Raw genomic sequence first — 15,621 nt, 5'->3', positions numbered from 1 at the left:
CAACACTGGGCAACGGCAGGGGAAATCGTTACAATGCGCGCCATCGGTATACTTGCTTCTGGACAACCCTGCTCACATGATTAATCCATTTCGCTTAGGGCTTATTATTAATCCGCTGGCAGGCCTGGGCGGTGCTGTGGCACTCAAAGGCAGCGATGGCGTGGCTGCAGAGGCTCTGGCGCTAGGTGCGGTGCCTATGGCTGGCGAGCGTGCGGCGGTGGCCCTTCGCCAACTGCATGCAATGAAAGGCCAGTTTCAAATCGTGACGGTTGCCGGCGAGATGGGAGCCGTTTTATGCCAGCAGTTAGGGTTGGATTATCAGGTTTGCTATACCCCGGCTACACAACCCACGGTGGCAGCCGACACCGAACAGGCCGCACTGGCGATGGCAAAGCAGGGTGTCGACTTATTGCTGTTTGCCGGTGGTGATGGCACGGCCCGCAACCTGTGCAGTGTATTAGGTGATAACACTACTGTATTGGGTATACCCGCTGGCTGTAAAATTCATTCCGGGGTCTATGCTATTTCACCGCAGGCTGCCGGCAAACTGGTGCAGCGGTTAATCAGTGGCCAGCTGGTTACGCTGGCAGAAGCGCCGGTAATGGATATTGACGAAACCGCGTTTCGGCATGGTGTCGTAAAGGCGCGCCGATATGGTGAAATGCGTATTCCGGCGGAGCTTAGGTATGTACAAAGCGTTAAAGCCGCTGGCAAAGAGTCTGAAGAATTGGTGCTGGACGATTTAGCGGCCTATGTCGTCGCTATCATGGAAGATAATGTTCGCTATGTGATGGGATCAGGCAGCACCGTTGCTGCGGTAATGGCTGAACTTGGCCTGGCAAACACCTTGCTGGGGGTCGATGTGGTGGAAAATGGCCAGCTTATTGCCAGTGATGTTACTGCGGCCGAACTGCTGGCGTTGGTAACGGATTACCCCAGCAAGCTGGTTATTACCCTGATTGGTGGCCAGGGGCACGTGTTTGGTCGCGGCAATCAGCAGCTATCTCCTGCTGTTATTAAAAGTATTGGCCGGGAAAATATTATCCTGCTTGCCACTAAAACGAAACTGCAGCAATTAAACGGCAGGCCACTGCTGGCGGATACCGGCGATCAGGCTTTAGACAAAGCACTACATGGTTTATTAAATGTACTGACCGGTTACAACGACTATGTCATTTACCGTTTAGGCTATGAAGACGAGGAATAGCATGACCCAACACACTAAACCCGGGCAATATATTGATGCGGTGGCTGACTATTTTGATCACCTGACCCCCCAGGCAACCGATGATCAATTATTTGCTGCAGGCTATTTGCGCGGCCATTTCGATTTAGCGGTAGGCAGTCTGGAAGTGGCAGCAGAGCCTTTTGATAAAGCACAACTGTGCCAATGGGTGGATGATAGCCTGGCAAAAGCTATTGCCAGTGGTGAGCTTAACTATGAAGATCAGCTGCATGTGCAGCAATTGTGGCAGCAGCTGCAGCTTATCGCCGCCTGAGTGGCAAGACATTAGCCCGGCGATAGGGTACTATACTGGCCGAATTTAACTCCTGCCTGGCAATAATGTGCTTAAGGCAGCTCAGCAATAAGTGGAATTTATGTCTGATAAATATGCAACGCTAGAACAACACGCCAGCTATGGTATTGGTTTACAAATGGGTCAGCAGTTAGCCGATAATCCATTTGACGGCTTAGATATTACTGCAGTAGCAGCCGGGTTAGCTGCTGCCTATAACGAACAAACACCTGAAGTTAGCGAAGAGCAAATCCGTGCGGCCTTTGGTGTGATCAGCGAGCGGATGCAAGGCGCTGAGCAGGAAAAAGCCAAAGCGCTGGCTGAAGCCGGTGAAATGTTTCTGACAGAAAATGCCAAACGTGCTGAAGTAACAGTAACCGCTTCTGGCTTGCAATATGAAGTACTGGTTGCCGCAGAAGGCGAAAAGCCGACTACCGCTTCAACCGTGCGCACCCATTATCATGGCACCCTGATTGACGGTACCGTATTTGACAGCTCATATCAGCGCGGCGAGCCGGCAGAGTTTCCGGTGTCTGGCGTGATTGCCGGCTGGACTGAAGCGCTGCAGTTAATGGCAGTGGGTTCCAAGCTGCGTTTATACGTACCACAAAACCTGGCCTACGGTGAACGTGGTGCCGGTAATGCTATCGCCCCATACAGCACCCTGGTATTTGACGTTGAGCTGTTGGCTATCGTTTAAAACACGGCAAGGTTTCCTGTTTGTAAAGCTCTGCAATTGCAGGGCTTTTTTTTTCCTGAACATGCAGATATACAGTTATTTGGCGAAAATATTCTATACTTTGTTTTTTGCTAAATGAATAAGTAGAGCCGCTTGATGCAAAACCTGACCATCCAAAACCGAATTCTATTGCTGGCACTGTTGCCCAGCACCTTGTTAGCTATCTTGCTGGTGACTTTTAACCTGTATCAGGCACGTGATTTGGGCCAGCAAGGGGTAAGCCACTTCGAAGTAATTTTTAAAGACAGCCAGCAACAGGTCATTAAAAACTTTATGCAGCTTGGCAGAACGGCCATTGCGCATTTGTATCAGAATCCTGATGCGACAACTGATCCGGCTATCCGTCAACAAGCGCTGGAAATTTTAAGGCAACTTCGCTTTGATGACAGTGGCAGCATGGGCTATTTTTTTGTGTATGACCAACAAGGTGTAAGTGTCATGCATGCCGCTAACCCTGCACTGGAAGGTCGCAACCTGATGGGACTGGCTGATCCTAATGGTGTAGAAGTTATCCGTGGTTTATGGCAGGCGGCTCGTGATGGTAGCGGTTATTTATATTACCACTGGAATAACCCGGAAACAGGCCAGACATCACCAAAGTTGGGTTATGCCGAAGAGCTAAATAAATGGGGACTTATGCTGGGTACTGGTTTTTGGATTGATAGTCTTGATACTCAGGTCGGCGTGATGCAACAACGGGTTGACAGTTCTCTTAATGCCAGTTTAACCCGCTCGGTTATTACTGCTTTGTTGGCGTTGATTGGCATTACCTTGTTAGCGTTGTTAGTGGTGGGGAGTATTATCAAACCCCTGAAAAATGCTGTTGCGGCGATGGCCAACATTGCTGAAGGGGGTGGTGATTTGACTCACAGATTAGCAGTTAGTGGCAATGATGAACTGTCACAACTGGCTCAGGCTTTTAATCGCTTTGCGCAGCAAGTTCGTGATTTGGTGGCTCAGGTAGCCAGTTCAAGTACCACTTTAACCCAGAGTGCCAGTGGTTTAGAAAAAACTATGGCGCAATCTGAAAGCGGTGTTGCCAGACAGCAATCAGAAAGTGATCAAGTTGCAACGGCTATGAATGAAATGGCGGCTTCGTCACAAGAAGTTGCTGACAGTGCTATGCGAGCGTCTACGGCCGCCGCGGGTGCTGAAGAGTTGGTTACTGATTCTAAGATAACCTTAAATAATACGGTGAAAGTAATTGACGGTCTTGCCAAGCAAGTTAGCCATGGGGTTGAGGTTATTGGTGAACTTAGCCATGAGTCGGATAATATTGGTGGTGTGCTGGATGTCATTCGTAGCATTGCTGATCAAACTAATTTGCTGGCACTTAATGCAGCCATTGAAGCGGCCAGGGCGGGCGAAGCGGGGCGTGGCTTTGCGGTGGTTGCTGACGAAGTACGCACCTTGGCAAGTCGCACTCAGAAAAGCACCCAGGAAATCCAGCAAATGATCCAACGTTTGCAGGCGGGTATTAGCGCGGCTATTAATTTAATCGAAAACCTGCGACAAAGCAGTACGAGCAGTGTTGCTGAGATTCATCAGGTAGAGTTAGCACTAAACAGTATTAGTGCTGCTGTTATCACTATAAACAATATGAATGCGCAAATTGCCACGGCTGCTGAACAGCAAACGCATGTTTCCGGTGCTATTAATGAAAATATTCACCAGATTGTGGTGGTAACAGAAGAAACCGCAGCGGGTACCAGGACCGCAGGTGAGACGTCGCGCAAGTTGAATAATCTTGCTGCTGAACTCAGTCAGCTGGTTGGTAGCTACAGGGTTTAAGCTGTAAAACGATAAAGCCTTTCTGTTACAAGGCTTTATCGTTAACTGTAAACTGTAAACTGTTAGCGACGGACGCTAGCGGTAAGGGTTATTCGAGATCCGCGCTAGTTGACTGATTAGTATTATTACTGCCGTCAGCAGATAAGCGGCTAAAATAAGCATGCTCCAGTACGCCATGCTAAGACCTAAGAACTGCCAGTCTACTGCGCCGCAGCTGCCCGTTACCTCAAACACGCCGGGCAACCATTTATCCAGTGCTAACCAGGCTGGAAATTCAGCGAACAAGGCGCAACTGCTAAAACCTCCTGCAGCCAGGGTTTGTTCAATATTAACCAGCTCTGCGGCCTGATACACGCCAATGGCCGCGCTGGTGAGCCACAAGGCAATAGCCAACAGCCTGATCATGCTTTGTTTGGGTGCCAGTAGCCCCAGCAAAGCCGCGACAAGTATTCCGGCGAAGGCCGCTCTGATATAAATACACTTAATACAAGGTTGCAGGTTTAAACCGTACTGAAAATACAAGCCGCAACCAATCAGGGCCAGGGCACTGATAAAGAGTAATAGCCAGGACAAACGATGGCGCGATATTTTTTTTATTGTAGCCAGCATAAATATTCCCATAATGTTTTACTTTCAGCTAATTGGCTAATTTAAGGGATTTAAGTCGATTACACAATTGTTGTGTTAAACCAGCTCTGCTATTTTTCTGTGCCGACTTGTTAACTGACCGCGCTCTGGTACAATCAGTCAACTTAGATAACCACCCTGACGGATTTTTGGCATGACCAATCTGATTAAAGCGCAAAGCCCTGCTGGTTTTGCAGAAGAATACATCGTTGATTCAATTTGGAACGGTAAATTCGCTCCAGGATCTATATTACCGGCAGAACGCGAACTGTCTGAACTGATTGGCGTGACCAGAACGACTTTACGTGAAGTGTTGCAGCGCCTGGCGCGCGATGGCTGGCTGACTATTCAGCACGGCAAACCCACTAAGGTGAATAACTACTGGGAAACCTCAGGCCTGAATATTCTGGAAACACTGGCGCGGTTAGATGAAGATCAAATGCCCAAGCTGGTGGATGATTTACTGTCAGCCCGAACTAACATTAGCGCTATTTATATTCGCGGTGCTATCAAAACGCATCAGCACGAGGTGATTGCGGCCTTCACCGGGGCAGAAGTATTGGATGATACGCCGGCTGCCTTTGCTGAGTTTGATTATAATTTAAACCATGAACTCGCCTTACATTCGTCGAACCGGATTTATGTGCTGATCTTAAATGGCTTTCGTGGTTTATATAACAAAATTGCCCGGTTTTATTTCTCTCATCCGGCGGCACGTGAGCTGGCCCGCAAGTATTACGCGCAGTTAAAGCAGTATGCCGAAGCCGGGAAACATGATGAAGTGGTAATGGCTGTGCGTAAATATGGCATTGAGAGTGGTAAAATATGGGCAGAGTTACGACCCGATATTCCCAAAGACCTCATTGAATAATGCTTAAGGCTGCCAGGTGCAGCCTTTTTTATAGCAGAAAACGGCCCGGATAAACCCGGCAAAGCTTGTTGTTTTGCTGACTGCCATTTATTATGCACCATTATAGGTTGCACAAAGTTATAAGATATTTCTTTTAGCTATAAGCAGTGCAAGTAATTTGCTAAAAAGGCCTGAAGATGACCGCAATACCGCTAACGCCCCGGCTTCGACCCGCAGAAATTTATTTAGACAGTAATGCTACTACGCCGGTGTTGCCGTTAGCGGCTGTAGCAGCTATGCAATGTATGCAGCAGCAATTTGGCAACCCCAGTAGCAGCCATGCCACGGGTATTAAAGCCAAAGCGACGTTGGAGCATGCCCGCAGCCTGGCGCGGCAGGTTACTGGTGCAGGCGAGGGCCGCATTCTGTTTACCTCAGGCGCGACAGAAGGTATTCAAAGCTCGGTAGTATCAGCCATGCTGGCCCTGCGTGAGCAGGGAAAAACCGGGCCAACTGTTTTATTGCTGTATGGTGCGACCGAGCATAAAGCGGTACCGGAGAGCCTGAAACACTGGAACAGCGTGTTGCAACTGAATGCCAGCATTATAGCCATTCCGGTTGATCAACATGGCCAACTGGATTTCGCCTTTATTCGTCAGCATGCGCCGGCCGCCGGGCTTATTTGCACCATGGCTGCCAATAACGAAACGGGAGTAAGCCAAGCGCTGAAAGAGCTTGAGCAGTGCATTCGTGATGCTAACCCGAATGTTTACTGGTTAGTCGATTGCGTGCAGGCGTTGGGTAAAATGTCGCTTAATTTGGCCACAACCACTATTGATTATGCCCCCTTTAGTGGTCATAAGCTTTATGCCCCGAAAGGCATTGGTTTTCTGTATGTCAGAGCCAGTGCACCTTACCAGCCGTTTATTATTGGTGGTGGGCAGGAGGGCGGTTTACGTTCGGGCACCGAAAACCTACCCGGTATTGCCGCTTTGGGCGCGGTACTAGCTGAGCTGCAACGCAAGGACGGTAGCGTGTTTCAAGCCGAACCCCTGTTATGGCAGTACCGGGCTGAATTGCTGGCTGCACTTAAGCAGGTCTTTCCTGAGCTGGTGCTTAATAGTGAGCCGCCCTATATCGTGCCAACCACCATTAATTTTTCAGTACCGGGGTTTTATAGCAAAGACATTATGGATTTATTTGATGCTGCTGGTATTCGCATCAGCTCTGGTTCGGCCTGTAGCTCAAAAATACCAAGTAGTTTTGTGCTTGATGCGATGGGGCTGCCGGCCTGGCGCAGCCAGGGCGCTATCCGTTTATCGTTCGGGCCAGCAATGACCGCGACGGAATGCCATGATGCCTGCCAGGCCATCAAAGCCTTAACAGCGGTGGTGAATAAACACTGCTTAGTGGTAACTGATGCCACCCCAACTCTGGAGATCCATGCCAGCGGTTTATTGCAACTGAAGCATGAAGACAGTTGCAGCTACCTGCTGATTGACTCTGACAGTGCTCAGGCTGTGGTGATTGATCCGGTAGCGGCCTTACTTAACCGTATGGTAAATATTATTCAGGGCCGCCAGCTTGAATTGGTGGCAATACTGCAGACCCATCAGCACGCCGGCGAGGCAGATCATGCGGCACCTTTGCTGCGCCAGATGCTGCACCTAACTGATGAAAACTGTGATGAATTTGGCTGGCCAGTGGCTACGCCACAACTTGAACTGGGGCATTATCAATTAACCAGGCTGGCAACGCCGGGGCATTGCGCCAGGGCAATCAGCATTATTCTGCAGCAGCACCAGCAACTGCTTGCTGCCTTTGTTGGCGATTTAATTTTACCCGGCGGCATAGGCCGCACTGATTTAGCTGATGGTGACGCTAACCAGCTGCAGCAGAGTATTCAGCAACTGGCGCAGCATATCCGTCCCGATACCTTAATTTTATCCAGTCATGATTATGCACAGCGTTTTGCTACCACTCTGGCTCTGGCGATACAGGAAACAGAGTTATTTGCCAGATTACTGGCCGGAGAGCCACCCGCACACTGGCAGCAGCAACTTAATGTCCAGACTGCAGTGTTGCAACAAGCCAGCCACTATTACTGTGGCCTGGTAGAAGTGGCCGCAACTGATGCCAGCAAGTTGATTGATAAAGCAGAACTTGCAGAACTGCTGTTGCAACAACCCAGACTGCAAGTTATCGACGTGCGTGAACCACACGAGCAAACTGCAGGGCCATTGCAGGCGTATTTGCCTGCTTCAACCGGCGTATTGGAAGTGCCTTTATCAAAACTTTGCGATGCCTTGTTACGCAAGCAACTGCACCCTGCGCAGCCTTTGCTATTGGTTTGTCGCAGTGGTAACCGCAGCCTGTTGGCCTGTAAAGTGTTGCGTCGGTTTGGTTTTGCTACGGTTTATAATTTAAGTGGTGGTATGGCTATGCTGCAGTAGGGCATCATTTGTTGAACAAATTACGGCCATAAAAAAAGCGCCGTAATCACGGCGCCAACGCTTGCTCCACCAAGCTAATACTTCCTGCTACTACATAATCTAAATTAAAGTTTAATAAAAGAACTGCTGTAATGGGTTTAATAAACGGGTTAAACCCTTGTTGAATTTTAACGGCGCACTTAGTACCGACAAACACAGGCAATCTTCATCGGCCAGCGTTCTGGGAGTATGCGTATCATCAGGCGAGTTAATTAATAAATCGCCGACACCGTACTCACCATTTTCATCAACAATTTTACCGGCCAGTACCAGCGTCATTTCTAACCCTAAGTGAGTATGGTTAGGTACTTCTGTGCCTTTATCAATATAAAGCAGTGAAACATGCTGTTTATCTGCGGTGGGTAGTTTAGCTGTGGCAATGCCACCAAGATGCAGCCATTTATTCTGCTTCTCAGCCAGGCGCGCCAGTGCCCTTGGAATTTCGAATGTTTTACCATTAACCGTCACGCTGGCCAACTGCGGTAAAGCAGAGCGCTGGCTGTCTGCCCCCGCTGATCGTGGTTGGTTTGTTATAAAATCCAGCATTTGCTGCCATTCCTGCGAACTGTCCCGCTCTATCACGGCCTGCTCTGCCAGTACTGCCGCCTGATCATTGGTAATATCTTTGCTTAACTGCTGGCAGTGTGGGCACAGATCAATATGAGCAGACACCGCCAGAGCGACATCGGCAGACAACGAACCTTCGACATATTGCTCTAATAACATTAAGCCGGGATGAAATTTAACTGCGTGTGTCATCTAATGCCTCTCTCAATCTATCCAGTGCCAACCTGATCCGTGATTTCACTGTACCTAAGGGTATTGCCAATTCATCAGACACTTCCTGATGCGACTTTTCTTCTAAATATACTTTTTGCATCACCATGCGTTGTGCTGGTGGCAACGCATCAAAGTGCGGCGCCAGCTTTTCGCTCATCAGCATGGTATCCCAATGCTCGCTACTATTACTTTCCTGCTCCGGGTAATCGCCATCAAACCACAGATCGTCTGCACTGATATCATCTTTGCGACTCTGTTTTTTCCGTAACATGTCAAACCGAACATTACGGGCAATGGTGAAAATCCAGGTAGAGGCGCAACCACGACTGGCATCAAACAATTGGGCTTTACGCCACACATTTAGCATGGCGTCCTGCACCATCTCCATGGCTTGCTGTTCGTTACCAAACATTTTCATGCCAAAGGCTCTTAGTCTGGGTGCAAAATATTTGAACAACTCGGCATAAGCGTCTTTGTCCTGATTCAGCGCCACCAGGGTCAGCGCATCTTCCCATTGGCCGGTGCGCGGTTCACTGTTCGTTATTATCGTCATCGGTTGACTGATTCGCTTTTGTTTGGCTAAAACGTCATGATGCCCTGTTAGCGCGGTAGTTTCCAACATATTTGTTTATTCCCGGCTTAGCTTCAGTTTATTAAATTCACCCATTTTTACGCAGGCTGATGTCGACTGGTTTGTTGCATTTGCATGCAAAAAATAGATAGTAATGTGCGTTTTAATGCAATTAACATCCTATTATTTTGATGTATCATGTCATTAAGATGAGTAAGGAGATAATTATGAAAAATGTACTGGTGATAAACAGTTCTATTAGCGGTGATAATGGCCATTCGCACAAGTTAAGCCAAGCCTTTATCACTGAGCTGGGTAGTGATATTAAAGTTACTGAAATAGACCTTAACAAAGCGCCATTACCTCACCTGGAAATGGCGGAAATAGCTGCCTGGATGACAGCTGCAGCAGACAGAACAACCGAGCAGGAAAAGCTGGCTGGGTATTCTGATAATTTAATCAGTCAGGTGCAAGCGGCGGATGTTATCGTGGTAGGCGTGCCTATGTACAATTTTGGTATTCCGTCACAGCTTAAATCTGTGCTTGACCGTTTGGCACGAGCTGGGGTGACGTTTAAATATACCGAAACAGGGCCTGTTGGTTTGCTGGCTGATAAGCCGGTAATTGTACTGGCAACCCGTGGTGGCTTGTATCAGGGCACTGCTGCCGACAGTCAGACGCCATTTTTAACAACCTTCTTTAATTTTGTGGGTTTAACGCAATTGCATTTTGTCTATGCTGAGGGCTTAAATATGGGCGCTGAGGCTGCCGAGAAAGCGTTAGTTGCCGCCCGGCAACAGTTGGGCCAGTTAAGCGAAAAAGTCGCGGCGTAATATCATTTCTGGCGAGTACAATCAGGCATTTATCTAGGGTTGATGATAAATAAAATGCGCAGATAAACTGCGCATTTTATTTAAAGCAACCTAATTAGCTTTGCAGGCGCCGCCGCAGTCCAAATAGTGCCAGCGCGAACAGCGCTAAAGTACCCGGTTCTGGAATAGAAATGCCAGGCGGTGGCGCATTGACGCCCGCTTCGCCGGATACATGAAATACCGCCAGAAAGATATTGTCATCACGGCTGGCGTTGGTAGTGCGGATGTTAATACTGGTATCACCATTGCTCAGGTAGTCAACCAGATTGTAACGCTCTGTATCTTCGTTGTAACTGGGCATAAAGGGTGAGAACGGGTCATCAAAACTGCCCACGGTAATCAGGTTACCATTACTGGCTCCGCCATCAGCGCTGTCATCGTTGTTGCCAGCGGCATTGGTGATCAGGGTGCCATTAACCTCAACCGTTGATGCCTGATTACAGCAGCTGAAACCAATGCCTAACATCATATGCGCGAAAAAGCCCGGCGCAGACGGATCCAGCGGATCGGCGAAGTTTAAAGACGTGGTGTCACCATCAACCCGGGCATAGCCATCAAGAATACCTACAGTGGATATTCCCAGATCAGGATGACTGTATACTACGACCAGCGCAGAGCCGTCTTGTGAGGTAGAGGTCTCAGTAATATCAAAACTATAGACTCCGCCAATGCCACCATCAACGATAGGCTTAATAATGCTGGTAACATCAGCCCGAACTGCTGTTAAATCACAACAGGCCGGAGCCGGAATCGTGCCAAGATTTGTATTGTAATCAACCGTACTACCGGCTAACGTCCCGCCAACCCCGGCAAGCGTCGGGTTGGTAAACGTAGAGCTGTACAGATACGCTGCAACGACGGTGGCTCCCTCTGGTACCAGGGCACGGATAGTGCCACTTTGGCTGGTTGAGCCCCAACCATCGGTTGATACGCCATAATTGCCAACAAAGGTCTGAAACGGGATAAGTGCTGCCTGTGCTGTTCCCGCAATAAGCAATAGCACAGCTGAAAGCGCCATAGCTATTTTGCGTTGTATGTTCATTGTTATCTCCTTAAAATTAATGACAAACTGCTTTTGTAGACAGGGTTGCCTGATGCGGTGCTCCTTGCCTTACAACAAAATTTATAAAGCATTAATAGTGCCAGTTAATCACAAACTGGCAACATTGATTTAAAGGCAATAAAAACAGTAAGTTATACTTTGTGATGAGAGCGGCTGCCATGGCAGACGTTAAGCTTTGTAAAGAGTTGTAAATATTTCAGACGTTTTTCACCACTGTGCCAATGTTAATTCCAGCGCAGATTCCTGCTATTCAGCCGCATCCAGTTGCGTTCAAGGCCAAGGCTTTGTATAACAAGGGGTCGTTAATTTAGTACAAGACCATAACTATGAAAATTTTCCACCACACTATGCCGGGTGCTGCCTGGTTAGGTGCTGCTTGCGCCACTTTGCTGCTGACCAGCAACCTCAGTTTTGCCAAAGCCGAGCCCATAACCTGGAACAACGCCGTTGTAACTTCTGCTGCGGTATATCAAACCGATCCGGCGATCAGGCTCAGCATGGAACAGATCATGGCCGACCCTGACTGGCTGGGGCGCTCACCACAAAACGCATTTTGGGCAGCAGACAGCAGCCAGGTGTTTTATCAGCAGAAGCGTGCCGGCAGCGAACTACTTGACTGGTATCAGCGGCCGTTAGCGGGTGCGGATAATGGGGTAACGGTGCCGTTATCACAGCTGCACCAGATTGGCAGCAGCAATGTACAATACTCGGCGGATAAACAGTTACAGGCGTGGGTATTTGAAGGTAATATTTTTGTGCGTCAGGCGGATGGTCAGGTGCAGCAAATTACCCGCAGCAATGCCAACCATAGTCAGCCACAGTTTTTAGCTGATAACCAGCTGATCTATCGTCAGGGTTGGACCTATTTTAGTGTTGACTTAAGCACCGGCTTAAGTAGCGAGCTGATTAGCCTGAAAACGGAAGATAAGCCCAAAGCACCAGCAACGCCAAGTGGCTATCTGGCGCAGGAACAGCACAAGCTGATTGGCTACATTGCGAAAACCCAGCGCGATAAAACAGAGCAGCATGAAGCGAAAGCCGCATTACATGCTGCTAATCCGTCTTTAGCACCGGTAGCGGCGTATTTTGGTAAAGATCAGCAAATTGTTGATGCCAGTTTATCGCCAAAGGCAGACTATATTCTGGTGGCGGTACGCAAAGCTAAGCCACGCAATGAAAAAGACATCATGCCAAATTATATTACCGAAAACGGTGATATTGCGGCGCAGCCGGTAAGATGGCGGGTTAACGATTTTAAACCCGAACCACAGCGCTTGTTTCTGGTATCGTTAACCGATGGCACTCAACACCCGCTTAGCTACACCAGTTTGCTAGGTTACAACGAAGATGTGCTGGCTGAGGTGAAAGCTGAAAACGCCAAAGCCAAAGGTGAGAAATATAAAAGTGGCAAAGTGATCCGGGACATTGGTTTGATGACCGACTGGTACTGGAGCCAGAGCGCCATCCGTTGGCACAACAGCGGTGAGCAGGTAGCCATTATGCTCAAAGCTTTTGACAATAAAGACCGCTGGATTGCCACTGTGGATTTTGCCAAAAAAACGCTGGTGCCACAGCATCGTTTGCATGATAAAGCCTGGGTTAATTACGCCTTTAATGATTTTGGCTGGTTTAATAACAGCCCAACCTTATATTTTCTGTCGGAAGAGAGTGGTTACTCGCATTTATATACCAAACCGTTAAACAGCCGCAGCGCTAAAAAGTTAACCCATGGTACTTTTGAGGTCAGTAATCCGGTACTAACCAGCAACGACGACTACCTGTATTTTAAAGCGAACGTGTCTCATCCAGGCGTGTACGAGGTATACCGGCTTAATCTGGCCTCGGCAACAACCGAGCAGCTTACCCGTTTAGGCGGCATGACCGATTTTACGCTGGCGCCGGATGAACAAAAGCTGCTGCTGCGTCATTCTACCAACCTGATGCCCGAAGACTTGTTTTTGGCCCTGGCACAGCCCAATGCTGAGGTTGTCAGATTGACAGATACCGTGTCGGCTGAGTTTAAATCGTTGCCACTGGTAGCGCCGCAAGTCGTGGCAGTACCGTCGAACCATACGCGCCATCCGGTGTTCAGTAAAGTCTATTACCCGGCTGATTATCAGCAGGGAGAAGCCCGCCGCGCAGTTGTGTTTAACCATGGCGCCGGTTATCTGCAAAACAGTGATCTGGGTTGGTCGGGTTATTTCCGCGAATTCCTGTTTCATAACCTGTTAGTACAACAGGGTTATGTTGTATTAGATATGGATTTTCGGGCATCCAAAGGCTACGGCCGTGACTGGCGCACTGCCATTTACCGGCAAATGGGCACCCCGGAAATTGAAGACTTAGTGGATGGCGTAAACTGGTTGGTGGCCAACGCTAACGTTGATCGTAAGCGTATCGGTACCTATGGTGGCTCTTACGGTGGTTTTATGACCTTTATGGCGTTGTTTAAAGAACCCGAGCTATTCCAGGCCGGTGCCGCGCTGCGGCCAGTTAGCGACTGGGCTTATTATAATCACCCCTATACCTCGAATATTCTCAATACGCCGGATATTGACCCTATTGCCTATGAGCGCAGCTCACCCATTTATTTTAGTCAGGGCCTGAATAAGCCGCTGCTGATTAATGCGCCTATGGTTGATGACAACGTGTTTTTCCAGGACGTGGTGCGTTTAGTGCAACGCTTAATTGAACAGGAAAAACAAGATTTTGAAACGGCTATCTACCCGGTAGAGCCACATGGTTTTCGCCAGCCCAGCAGCTGGCTGGATGAATACCGGCGAATTTACAAGTTATTTGAACAGAACTTGTAAGATGCAAAAATAAAACGGTGATGAGGCAGGAAACCCGATTTTGTCGGCGCAGAGTGTCTGAGCCCTGCCGTAGGCTGCAGGGCGAGTTGCTGCGATGAGCACAATCGGGTATTGCTGCCGAAATCTTTGCGCTTAGATAGATAAAAAAACGTCTCTGTAAGAGACGTTTTTTTATTCTGCTAACCTAATTAAAAACGGCTAAGGTTTTTTCAGCAGGTCGCGGATTTCAGTTAACAACACGATATCCGCCGGCGTGGGAGCCGGTGCAGCGGGCTTTGCTTCTTCTTTCTTTTTCATCCTATTCATCGCTTTTACCCCAACAAACACCGCCAGGGCAATAATCAGAAAATCAATAATAGTTTGCAAAAAAGCGCCGTATTTAATGGCAACGGCCGCCTGTTCTGCCGTTTCCTGCTGAATAAGGATCACCAAATCAGCAAAGTCTACCCCGCCAAGCAATACGCCTATTGGCGGCATGACCACATCAGAAACAAAGGATGACACAATTTTGCCAAAGGCAGCACCTATTATAATCCCCACGGCCATATCCACCACATTGCCACGCATGGCAAAACTCTTAAATTCACCTAGCATACTCATTGTGAACTCCTGTTTTATTATCATTGTTCGCTGTCGGACCATTGGTAGCATGGCGCAACAGTTATACAGAATATAGCCACAGTAAGTTAATTTACCAGCGATGCGGCAGTAGATAATTTTCAATTGGCCACTTTAGTTGGCCACTGCTGCTAACAAAGTCAGTATCTGCTGAAAATTCAAGCGGTTCAGTCGAGTAGGGGTGCTGCAGCTGCAAACTGGCAGCATGCAGCAATAAACGAGGGGCAGCGGCCAGAATCTGCGGCGGCGCATAAAAAGCATCGCCCAGAATAGCATGGCCCAGGGTCAGCATATGCAGCCGTAACTGATGTGAGCGACCCGTTACCGGGGACAGCTCAACCAACGCTGAGCTGGCGAGTTGCTGCAGCACCCGGTATTGGGTTAATGCAGCCTTACCATGTTGATAACACACTTTTTGGCGTGGTGGCTGTTCAGGATCAACTGCCAGGGGGTAGTCGATACTGCCGCTGCTGGTATGCAACCGACCGGCCACCACCGCCAGATAGCGCTTTTTAACCAGCCGCTCGGCAAACTGACGTTTTAACTCGCGTTCTGCTTTTCGTCTTAGCGCTATTACCACAACACCCGAGGTACTTAAGTCGAGTCTATGCACCAGTTGGGCTAACGCAAATTCGGCTTTAACCCGGCTAAATAAACTGTCGGCCAATGCCGGGCCACGCCCGGGATTGGTCAGCAGGCCGCTGGGTTTATTCAGCACAATAATATCTTTATCCTGATATAAAATATCAAGCCAGGGCTCAGTTGGTGGCTGGTAGGTAAAGGTGTTGGTCATAAAACGGGTTCTGCGGGCAATCTGGCATGCAGCATAGCGGATTTTCGCCAGCAGACAAACTGCTTATCGGGCATAATGGCGGCTAAACTTACTGT

The 15,621-nt window shown here is 48.7% G+C and carries 14 protein-coding genes; 8 read left to right on the top strand and 6 right to left on the bottom strand.

Annotation, left to right across the window (positions count from 1 at the left end; all coding sequences use genetic code 11):
* Positions 1–76: 76 nt before the first annotated feature.
* The 4 genes from WG68_RS02530 to WG68_RS02515 all read left to right on the top strand — a co-directional run bounded on the left by WG68_RS02530 (position 77) and on the right by WG68_RS02515 (position 4,047).
* Complete coding sequence (locus WG68_RS02530) at positions 77–1,207, top strand: ATP-NAD kinase family protein (protein ID WP_046556086.1); 1,131 nt, start codon at positions 77–79, stop codon at positions 1,205–1,207.
* A 1-nt stretch (position 1,208) separates the two neighbouring features.
* A complete protein-coding gene (locus tag WG68_RS02525) occupies positions 1,209–1,499 on the top strand; it encodes a YfcL family protein (protein WP_046556085.1) in 291 nt (96 codons plus the stop codon).
* 100 nt (positions 1,500–1,599) lie between these two features.
* Positions 1,600–2,217, top strand: a complete 618-nt coding sequence (locus WG68_RS02520) for an FKBP-type peptidyl-prolyl cis-trans isomerase (protein WP_046556084.1) — start codon at positions 1,600–1,602, stop codon at positions 2,215–2,217.
* A 135-nt stretch (positions 2,218–2,352) separates the two neighbouring features.
* Complete coding sequence (locus WG68_RS02515) at positions 2,353–4,047, top strand: methyl-accepting chemotaxis protein (protein WP_046556083.1); 1,695 nt, start codon at positions 2,353–2,355, stop codon at positions 4,045–4,047.
* Between the two features lie 75 nt (positions 4,048–4,122).
* Here WG68_RS02515 and dsbB read toward each other — a convergent pair whose 3' ends face one another.
* Positions 4,123–4,656: a disulfide bond formation protein DsbB gene (gene dsbB / locus WG68_RS02510; RefSeq protein ID WP_046556082.1), complete on the bottom strand. Its 534-nt coding sequence runs from the start codon at positions 4,654–4,656 to the stop codon at positions 4,123–4,125.
* A gap of 172 nt (positions 4,657–4,828) precedes the next feature.
* On the opposite strand from dsbB, the gene fadR reads away from it, so the two are divergent.
* On the top strand, positions 4,829–5,545 hold the full coding sequence (gene fadR, locus WG68_RS02505) for a fatty acid metabolism transcriptional regulator FadR (RefSeq protein WP_046556081.1): 717 nt from the start codon (positions 4,829–4,831) through the stop codon (positions 5,543–5,545).
* Between the two features lie 176 nt (positions 5,546–5,721).
* Positions 5,722–7,977 (top strand): aminotransferase class V-fold PLP-dependent enzyme, encoded by a 2,256-nt coding sequence (locus WG68_RS02500; protein ID WP_046556080.1) that lies wholly within the window; start codon positions 5,722–5,724, stop codon positions 7,975–7,977.
* A gap of 111 nt (positions 7,978–8,088) precedes the next feature.
* On the opposite strand, the gene WG68_RS02495 is transcribed toward WG68_RS02500, so the two are convergent.
* Positions 8,089–8,775: a ChrR family anti-sigma-E factor gene (locus WG68_RS02495; protein WP_046556079.1), complete on the bottom strand. Its 687-nt coding sequence runs from the start codon at positions 8,773–8,775 to the stop codon at positions 8,089–8,091.
* Entirely contained in the window at positions 8,759–9,349 is a 591-nt protein-coding gene (locus WG68_RS02490; protein WP_046556309.1) for a sigma-70 family RNA polymerase sigma factor, read from the bottom strand. Before WG68_RS02490 ends, WG68_RS02495 begins: the two co-directional genes overlap by 17 nt.
* A gap of 245 nt (positions 9,350–9,594) precedes the next feature.
* Between WG68_RS02490 and WG68_RS02485 the strand changes: the two genes are divergently transcribed.
* Complete coding sequence (locus WG68_RS02485; protein WP_046556078.1) at positions 9,595–10,200, top strand: FMN-dependent NADH-azoreductase; 606 nt, start codon at positions 9,595–9,597, stop codon at positions 10,198–10,200.
* A 94-nt stretch (positions 10,201–10,294) separates the two neighbouring features.
* Here WG68_RS02485 and WG68_RS02480 read toward each other — a convergent pair whose 3' ends face one another.
* Positions 10,295–11,281, bottom strand: a complete 987-nt coding sequence (locus tag WG68_RS02480; RefSeq protein ID WP_052748923.1) for a PEP-CTERM sorting domain-containing protein — start codon at positions 11,279–11,281, stop codon at positions 10,295–10,297.
* Between the two features lie 347 nt (positions 11,282–11,628).
* Here WG68_RS02480 and WG68_RS02475 point away from each other — a divergent pair, with 347 nt between their 5' ends.
* Positions 11,629–14,115: a S9 family peptidase gene (locus WG68_RS02475; RefSeq protein WP_200897523.1), complete on the top strand. Its 2,487-nt coding sequence runs from the start codon at positions 11,629–11,631 to the stop codon at positions 14,113–14,115.
* Between the two features lie 198 nt (positions 14,116–14,313).
* On the opposite strand, the gene mscL is transcribed toward WG68_RS02475, so the two are convergent.
* Entirely contained in the window at positions 14,314–14,715 is a 402-nt protein-coding gene (gene mscL, locus WG68_RS02470) for a large-conductance mechanosensitive channel protein MscL (protein WP_046556076.1), read from the bottom strand.
* 91 nt (positions 14,716–14,806) lie between these two features.
* On the bottom strand, positions 14,807–15,526 hold the full coding sequence (locus WG68_RS02465; protein WP_046556075.1) for a pseudouridine synthase: 720 nt from the start codon (positions 15,524–15,526) through the stop codon (positions 14,807–14,809).
* Positions 15,527–15,621 lie beyond the last annotated feature (95 nt).

The sequence above is a fragment of the Arsukibacterium ikkense genome, assembly GCF_000987775.1.
Classification (GTDB): domain Bacteria; phylum Pseudomonadota; class Gammaproteobacteria; order Enterobacterales; family Alteromonadaceae; genus Alishewanella; species Alishewanella ikkense.
The sequence above is the reverse complement of the archived record's forward strand: the minus strand, read 5'-3'. Positions and strand labels throughout refer to the sequence as shown.

Coding starts and splice junctions, on each gene's coding strand:
- WG68_RS02475 (WP_200897523.1), top strand. CDS start 11,629: ATGAAAATTTTCCACCACACTATGCCGGGTGCTGCCTGGTTAGGTGCT.
- mscL (WP_046556076.1), bottom strand. CDS start 14,715: ATGAGTATGCTAGGTGAATTTAAGAGTTTTGCCATGCGTGGCAATGTG.
- WG68_RS02490 (WP_046556309.1), bottom strand. CDS start 9,349: ATGACGATAATAACGAACAGTGAACCGCGCACCGGCCAATGGGAAGAT.
- WG68_RS02465 (WP_046556075.1), bottom strand. CDS start 15,526: ATGACCAACACCTTTACCTACCAGCCACCAACTGAGCCCTGGCTTGAT.
- dsbB (WP_046556082.1), bottom strand. CDS start 4,656: ATGCTGGCTACAATAAAAAAAATATCGCGCCATCGTTTGTCCTGGCTA.
- WG68_RS02495 (WP_046556079.1), bottom strand. CDS start 8,775: ATGACACACGCAGTTAAATTTCATCCCGGCTTAATGTTATTAGAGCAA.
- WG68_RS02525 (WP_046556085.1), top strand. CDS start 1,209: ATGACCCAACACACTAAACCCGGGCAATATATTGATGCGGTGGCTGAC.
- fadR (WP_046556081.1), top strand. CDS start 4,829: ATGACCAATCTGATTAAAGCGCAAAGCCCTGCTGGTTTTGCAGAAGAA.
- WG68_RS02500 (WP_046556080.1), top strand. CDS start 5,722: ATGACCGCAATACCGCTAACGCCCCGGCTTCGACCCGCAGAAATTTAT.
- WG68_RS02480 (WP_052748923.1), bottom strand. CDS start 11,281: ATGAACATACAACGCAAAATAGCTATGGCGCTTTCAGCTGTGCTATTG.
- WG68_RS02520 (WP_046556084.1), top strand. CDS start 1,600: ATGTCTGATAAATATGCAACGCTAGAACAACACGCCAGCTATGGTATT.
- WG68_RS02515 (WP_046556083.1), top strand. CDS start 2,353: ATGCAAAACCTGACCATCCAAAACCGAATTCTATTGCTGGCACTGTTG.
- WG68_RS02530 (WP_046556086.1), top strand. CDS start 77: ATGATTAATCCATTTCGCTTAGGGCTTATTATTAATCCGCTGGCAGGC.
- WG68_RS02485 (WP_046556078.1), top strand. CDS start 9,595: ATGAAAAATGTACTGGTGATAAACAGTTCTATTAGCGGTGATAATGGC.